This is a genomic window from Sessilibacter sp. MAH1, assembly GCF_054658315.1.
In genome coordinates, this window is the sequence record NZ_BAAGIC010000013.1 from 124,456 (window position 1) to 130,690 (window position 6,235).

Here is a 6,235-nt window from a genome sequence, read left to right on the forward strand (position 1 = left end):
TATATGTGAGTGAATTTTTCTTACACCTAAATTCATAGATGATTCAAAAAATTCAACGGAGAATGCCATGAGTACTCAAGAAAATTCAGTAGATTCAAGTGCAAAACTTAATTCTGTATCTAAAGACACGGCTGCGGCTGCTCACACTATGACTGAAAAACTTGCGAGCGCAGCCCATGACGCCATCGATAGCACTAGCCCAAAGCTCGATAAACTTGAGCAAAAGGTCAGAGAAACTGCTTCTTCTGCGGGTAAAACTTTGCACGATAAAAAAGAAGCGAGTAACAAGGCTATCCACGAGGGTATAGATTCAGCGCGCGGTTTTGCACAACGTAATCCATTCCTAACGCTGGGCGCTGCATTTACAGCAGGTGTTTTGGTTGCGTCGCTAATTGGGAAGAAAAAATAATCGGGGTTCACAATGAACCAGAATCATACCAACACAGATTCTGAATCTTCCGAAAATGGAGAACCGGGCGATAATCGCCCGGCTCAGAATTCTTCTGATACATTGATAATTCATCAGCTCATTGGTGAAGGCTTAGCTGGTATCAGTAAACTTACTGATGATTCAAAGCAACTGATCAAAGCTGAATGGTCTTTAACACAAACATCGTTAGTGCTCACTCTTTTATGCGTATTGTGTTTTAGCGGTATGGTATTAATGTGTTGGTTATTTGTATGTCTTACCGTGGGTTTTTACGCGTTTAAATTAGGCCTTGCACCCATCTACATTATGCTCTCTATGAGCGCCATTCAAATATTATTGTGTGTTACCTTGTGGAAAGCCGGTAAGTATTTTGCTAAACATGTCGGCTTTAGCCAATCCATTAAATTGATGAGTGTATTATTTTCTAAATAGCGAATCTTTTTATTATGAGCATAGGCTGTCTCGGGAGGTATGAATGTTTAGTTTTTGGAAAAAAAAGAATGCAGTTTTAGAATCACAGTACCGAGTTACTCAAGACTTAATTCAAGTTATAGATGTCGCAAAAAAGTCCAAAAATATGGCTCGTCATTACGCAACTGACCCTAAAGGTCTCGGGGCGTTTTTTGCGGGTGGAGTTGCTGCAAAGTTACTCGATAGGCTTTATACCAAAGCTTCTTTTTCTGATCGCAAATCAAGAGTACGAATAATCCGTACGGCGCAAATGGTTAATCAATTTTTTTCCTAGAAATCTATTTTTCCTAGAAGCCAATTTTAGGGTGAAACACTCGTAAATTCCTGGGTATTTGCCGCGTATGTACATGATACAGGCAAATTTATAATATTAGTTAAAACTTAATTAAATCTAATATCGAACTTTAGGTGTGGTCGGTATTTTAGGTGCTATTCTTAGTTAAGTTTAGCGTTAGTTTTTGTTAGCTTTTACTTATATTAGACGTCTGCTTTGGGTTTATGAATGTTAAATAAATTGCCTTTATTTGATTCGCATTTTCATATTATTGATAAACGATTTCCCATTTCTGAGAATAATGGCTTTATTCCAGACGCCTTTACCGCGCAACAGTATCTGGATCGCATGAGTGAATACCAATTACTCGGCGGAGCAATTATCTCAGGGTCTTTTCAAGAATACGATTACTCTTACTTAACGGATGCGCTAAGTATTTTAGGCGCAAACTTTGTAGGCGTCGTAAATGTTAAAAGTGATATCTCTGAGGACGAAATTTTAACATTAAATAAAATGGGTGTACGCGGTATTCGTATTAATTTAAGGCGTTATGGACAAGCAGCTCTTACCGATCTTGTTAATTTGGCCGCTAAAATTTACGAAGTCGCTCAATGGCATGTTGAGATTTATGCAGATTCACGCGATTTATGCGATTTAATGGGTGTTATTTCAACCCTACCTTCTGTGAGTTTGGACCATTTGGGTTTAAGCGAAGAAGGGTTTAAATACGTTGTTAAACTGATCGAAATGGGTGCTTACATTAAAGCGACGGGTTTTGGGCGATTAGATTTCAGCGCGAAAGCAGCGATCATTAATTTGTACTCACTCAATCCAAAACGATTAATCTTTGGTACAGATTTACCCAGCACGCGCGTGCATATTCCTTACAGTGACGACGATTTTAACCTGGTTGTTGATACTCTCGGTGAAACAGGTGCCCGAGACGTACTTTCACTCAATGCCTTAAGGCTTTATCGCATGGAGCATTTAGCTCTGTAAATAAAATGATGCTGTATTTCCAGGCATGATCTTGTATTCACAGGAACACTAAAACATAAATTTTATTGCTTAATGAGCCGTAAAGGTGTCGTCACTACCACCTGCGTCAGGTAACGGCTAATGTTGCTACGTAAACATTTGACCTTAATACAATAAAGCCGCCGTTTGGTTTGGCGTTTTTAAACGGTCGATCACTGGTTTTTAGTGTCATTTGTCGGTTAGGCGCTTTCAGTAATACTGTCTTTGTGTAGGTGTTTCTTTAAATCGACAGCTAAGGCGCTATCCATGGTTTTTACGTGGGTATCAAACCATTGCAATAAGCTGTCAGTCATCCACGCTCGTGCCATTTGTGTACGACCCACTTGCACCTTGTCATTAAAGCGCGACATATCGCCCAATATTCTTTGATGGTCAGAAATGTGTTCCAGCATCGAGCTATGACCAATTTTTTTCATATTTTCTTCTTCACCCGAAAAATGAGCTTGGGTGTGAGCGAGTAAATTTTTAAAAATATCCGCAAACTCAAGTCCTTTGGCTTTTGTCGCTTGTTCTACAAGATGCAGGAATTCTTGATGAATTGTATCAACCTCAACTAAATCTAATTTCAGTTGTGGGTCGAAATTTGAGACTAGGTCATTGATATTGGTCATTTTGACTCGCTTGGTAACAGAAATGGCTTAAATTGTTTAATGTACTGGTTTTTGATTTTGCCAAGGCTGTGCCAAGCTCATAAAAAAACCGAGCCATAAGACTCGGTTTTTTTAATCGTCCGATTAGAAACGTTGATTACATTTCTAAAGCAGATTCTTGTGACCACAACTCAGATAAACGAGTTTGATCTTTAAGTTTTAAGCTTTTTACTTCAAACGGTGCAACAAGACCGGTAGCGCTAAGCTCTACTTCAGGCACTTCTAGGGTAATAGTACCGTTAGCATCTAACCATTGAGCGGTAGCGGTTAACACACCGGGAACCATACGGCCGCGAGCATCGGTACCGTAAACAACCGCAGATACTTCGTAACGGCCAGGTAGTACGCTTTCTACGGCAAAGCTCATGGTCATAGCTGCGGCTGAGTGCTCAACTTCAACGTCACCGGTTAGGCGAGCAGTTTTTGGCGCAACAGCAAAGGCAACTTTATCGGTACGAAGACTCTTAACACCACCTTCGTTAGATTCGGTAACCAAGTGTACTTCGAAAAGGCCGGGTGCGCTGGCCAGCATATTGGCTGTGTCAATTACCGCTACTGCTGAACCACGACGTTGACGAACTTGTACGGCTTGTGGTTCGGTTGAGCCAGGAGCCATAACAAATGCTTCTACAGAGCTAAGTGCCATTGCTGAACCATCTTTGGTCATCGCTGCGTTAACTCGGATGTTTTCACCTTGCACTACGCGAGTTTTGTCTAAAGTGGTTTTTAACACTTCGTTGCTTTTCGGCTCGAATACCAAAACGTTAAAACGGTCAGCGGCTGCTAAAGATTGCTCGCTGCGCATTAACATACCGTTTTTACCGGGCTCTGCTTTCATCTTCATGGCAAAGCTGCCTTTTGGTGACTCAAGGCCTGCGGCGGTAAGTTCGTTCGCATCAAATGTTTTTGCAAAGGCTTCGTCGGAACTTAACCATTGACCATTTGCATTGACTTGCAACATTTTTTCGTTAATGGCGGTTGAGCCAGACATTGGAATGACACGAACCAATGCCGATGGGGAAGAAATCGGTAGATTAATACCTTTTGATAATTCTTCACCGGTTGCTAGCATTTTGAAGTTGCGGCTTTCGGAGGTAAAGGTTTGACCAACGTTAGCTTGAATGCTTTCGCTGCCTGCCAATACTTGGGTAAAGGTGACGCGCTCGCGAGCGGTACCGATGGTTGGTAATGCAACGCCATTGAAAGAAGTTTCTAGGCTTTTGCTGACCATATCACTTTTTGCGGCTTGTTTTAGGGTCATTTTTTCTGCGTTTGCAGAGAAGCTAACACCGGCTGCTACCGCCAATGACAAAGCGACGTGCAATGCTTTTTTGCTAAATAATTGAGTCATGTTGGTAGCTCCTTAAATGTCGTTTCTCAAAATTACGTCTAGGCCAAAACATGGACGACGGCTTTGGTTATGGTTAAGAGGTTCTTGACCATTAGTAAGCTGAGTGTCGTAGAACCAAACGGTGCCTGCTGCTGCTTGGCTGGTGCAGTTTAAGAAACCATCGGAACAGCTGTTTAGGAATTCTTGTGTAGCTTCAAGTGCAACGGTTGAAGAGTAGCCACCACAGTAGCTGTCTGAGTCGAACGGTGAGCTGTCTACATCTGAACCAACAACATCATAGAATTGACGTGGTAATGATGGGCGACCTGCAGTACCTAGCAGCCAAGTTGAATTGTAGTAAGACATCCAAGCAACTTGTTGTTGGCGAACAGCATCGTTAGCAAAGCCTAGAATCCAGCCCAAAACTTGCTCAAACGAGTTACCAGAAATCACTTGGTCGGCCAACGGAGTACCGGCACTAGAAGGCGCTACTGCGTTAACCCAGCGAGTGCGATTGATAATGTTTGGGTAGCGAGAGTCGAAGGTTGGGTTCGATAAAATCCAGCGCATTACGTTACCACCGTTAGAGTGAGTAATGACTACAAGATCGGTAATGCCGCGTGAATTTACGAAGTTGGTAAGTTGCTGAGCCAAACAACCCGCTGCGCCATCGGCCCACATAAATTGTTCGAAGTCGCAGTTAATTACAACATAGTTAGCTTGGTTAGGTAGGCCGCGACGCACGGAGTTTACAAAATCGGCGGTCCAATAATCGTTGAAAGCATCGGTTTGTTTGCCGGTGCCGTGAACCAAAGCAACTCCCGTGTTAGCGTTTGCAAGAGCACAAAAAGCGCTCAAGATTAAACCCCAGAAGATATTTTTCATTTTTCACCTATTATCTAAGTTAAATGTATTGCGGTAGAAATGCATGATTTTTGTGTGACTGAATACCAGCCTAAAATTCTCTCAACTGAAAATTAGAGAAAGCCTAAATGTTTGTCCTTATAGTTATGTGTGGTTTCCGATACCTAAACTGTGTTTTAAAAATTTAGTTAAATATTTGATGATTTAAATTGACGATATAGGTCAATTTGATTTTCTTCTGATCGAAAATGTTATTTATAAATTGAGAGTTGATTTTGAAGAAATGTTGGCCTTTTTACGAATAAATTAAGTTAAAGGCTTATTTTATAAAATACTTGTCTGTTGAGTGTTGTTTCTGAGTTTTTAACTATCAAAAAATAATTAAGGATCATAAGTTAATTTCAAATTTTAATTTCACAAGACGTAAAAGTAATACTGGGTCGGCAAGTTTTGGCGATAAAACTGCAAGAAATAACAGTCTGAAATTCATGGTTCAGCGCTTTTTATTGGGTGTTGTATTGTGTCGCAAAAATTGATCATTTAACGATAGCGTGTATTGATTGTATTTATCGATTGTCAACACTTGTTAGTGTTTTGCATTTAATTTTACAAATTCATTTTGTGCGTTTATTGGTAAATCGATAGCTGTGTAAAAAGCCTTTATTTTAAAGTGATTTGACTGTTTTCGGTGTTTTTGGTCAGGTTTGTTTCAATTGACGATTTTTAAATTAAACACTCTTGAAATACGATTCAAATCTTCTGTGGTCGAGCATGCTAAAGCGCTATTGTTAAGAAATAAATACAAAAATTTTAAAATATTGAATTCGATCAATTTTTAACTTTTTTAAATGTAAAGTTCATCGGGAATGATTTTTTTTGTCATATTGACTTGATTTGTATAATTTTGATAAGCGGGTCGCAATTGGCTAAATGCAACGTTGTATCTATTGTAGTTTAAGGTTTTTTTTATCAAGAAAATTCTGTGATTATTTTTAGCTTGTATCGCTATATTAGTTTGGGTTGTATATTTTTATTTATTATTTGCTTTGTGGGCTGAATATTTATGTTAGTAATTCTATAATAATATTTAATTCAGTTTTCAGTTTTCAGTTTTCAGTTTTCAGTTTTCAGTTTTCAGTTTTCAGTTTTCAGTTTTCAGTTTTCAGTTTTCAGTTTTC

7 protein-coding genes are annotated in these 6,235 nt (G+C 39.6%); 4 read left to right on the forward strand and 3 right to left on the reverse strand.

Annotated features, from left to right (window positions below; genetic code table 11):
* The first annotated feature begins 67 nt into the window (after window positions 1-67).
* From ACYQ28_RS13690 to ACYQ28_RS13705, 4 genes are all read left to right on the forward strand, one after another.
* Window positions 68-409, forward strand: coding sequence for a hypothetical protein (locus ACYQ28_RS13690; RefSeq protein WP_460050797.1), 342 nt, complete (start codon window positions 68-70; stop codon window positions 407-409).
* Between the two features lie 12 nt (window positions 410-421).
* A complete protein-coding gene (locus ACYQ28_RS13695; protein ID WP_460050795.1) occupies window positions 422-862 on the forward strand; it encodes a hypothetical protein in 441 nt (146 codons plus the stop codon).
* A gap of 43 nt (window positions 863-905) precedes the next feature.
* Window positions 906-1,175 (forward strand): hypothetical protein, encoded by a 270-nt coding sequence (locus ACYQ28_RS13700; protein WP_460050793.1) that lies wholly within the window; start codon window positions 906-908, stop codon window positions 1,173-1,175.
* A gap of 228 nt (window positions 1,176-1,403) precedes the next feature.
* Window positions 1,404-2,174 (forward strand): amidohydrolase family protein, encoded by a 771-nt coding sequence (locus tag ACYQ28_RS13705; protein WP_460050791.1) that lies wholly within the window; start codon window positions 1,404-1,406, stop codon window positions 2,172-2,174.
* A gap of 218 nt (window positions 2,175-2,392) precedes the next feature.
* Here the strand turns inward: ACYQ28_RS13705 and ACYQ28_RS13710 are convergent, their stop codons facing one another.
* From ACYQ28_RS13710 to ACYQ28_RS13720, 3 genes are all read right to left on the reverse strand, one after another.
* Window positions 2,393-2,824: a bacteriohemerythrin gene (locus ACYQ28_RS13710; protein ID WP_460050789.1), complete on the reverse strand. Its 432-nt coding sequence runs from the start codon at window positions 2,822-2,824 to the stop codon at window positions 2,393-2,395.
* Between the two features lie 136 nt (window positions 2,825-2,960).
* Window positions 2,961-4,214, reverse strand: coding sequence for a DUF4785 domain-containing protein (locus ACYQ28_RS13715; protein ID WP_460050787.1), 1,254 nt, complete (start codon window positions 4,212-4,214; stop codon window positions 2,961-2,963).
* A 12-nt stretch (window positions 4,215-4,226) separates the two neighbouring features.
* A complete protein-coding gene (locus tag ACYQ28_RS13720; RefSeq protein WP_460050785.1) occupies window positions 4,227-5,078 on the reverse strand; it encodes a hypothetical protein in 852 nt (283 codons plus the stop codon).
* Window positions 5,079-6,235: the final 1,157 nt, after the last annotated feature.

What these genes read in the sequence shown, in the direction of transcription:
- ACYQ28_RS13690 (WP_460050797.1), top strand. Translation starts at nt 68, where the DNA reads ATGAGTACTCAAGAAAATTCAGTAGATTCAAGTGCAAAACTTAATTCT.
- ACYQ28_RS13695 (WP_460050795.1), top strand. Translation starts at nt 422, where the DNA reads ATGAACCAGAATCATACCAACACAGATTCTGAATCTTCCGAAAATGGA.
- ACYQ28_RS13700 (WP_460050793.1), top strand. Translation starts at nt 906, where the DNA reads ATGTTTAGTTTTTGGAAAAAAAAGAATGCAGTTTTAGAATCACAGTAC.
- ACYQ28_RS13705 (WP_460050791.1), top strand. Translation starts at nt 1,404, where the DNA reads ATGTTAAATAAATTGCCTTTATTTGATTCGCATTTTCATATTATTGAT.
- ACYQ28_RS13710 (WP_460050789.1), bottom strand. Translation starts at nt 2,824, where the DNA reads ATGACCAATATCAATGACCTAGTCTCAAATTTCGACCCACAACTGAAA.
- ACYQ28_RS13715 (WP_460050787.1), bottom strand. Translation starts at nt 4,214, where the DNA reads ATGACTCAATTATTTAGCAAAAAAGCATTGCACGTCGCTTTGTCATTG.
- ACYQ28_RS13720 (WP_460050785.1), bottom strand. Translation starts at nt 5,078, where the DNA reads ATGAAAAATATCTTCTGGGGTTTAATCTTGAGCGCTTTTTGTGCTCTT.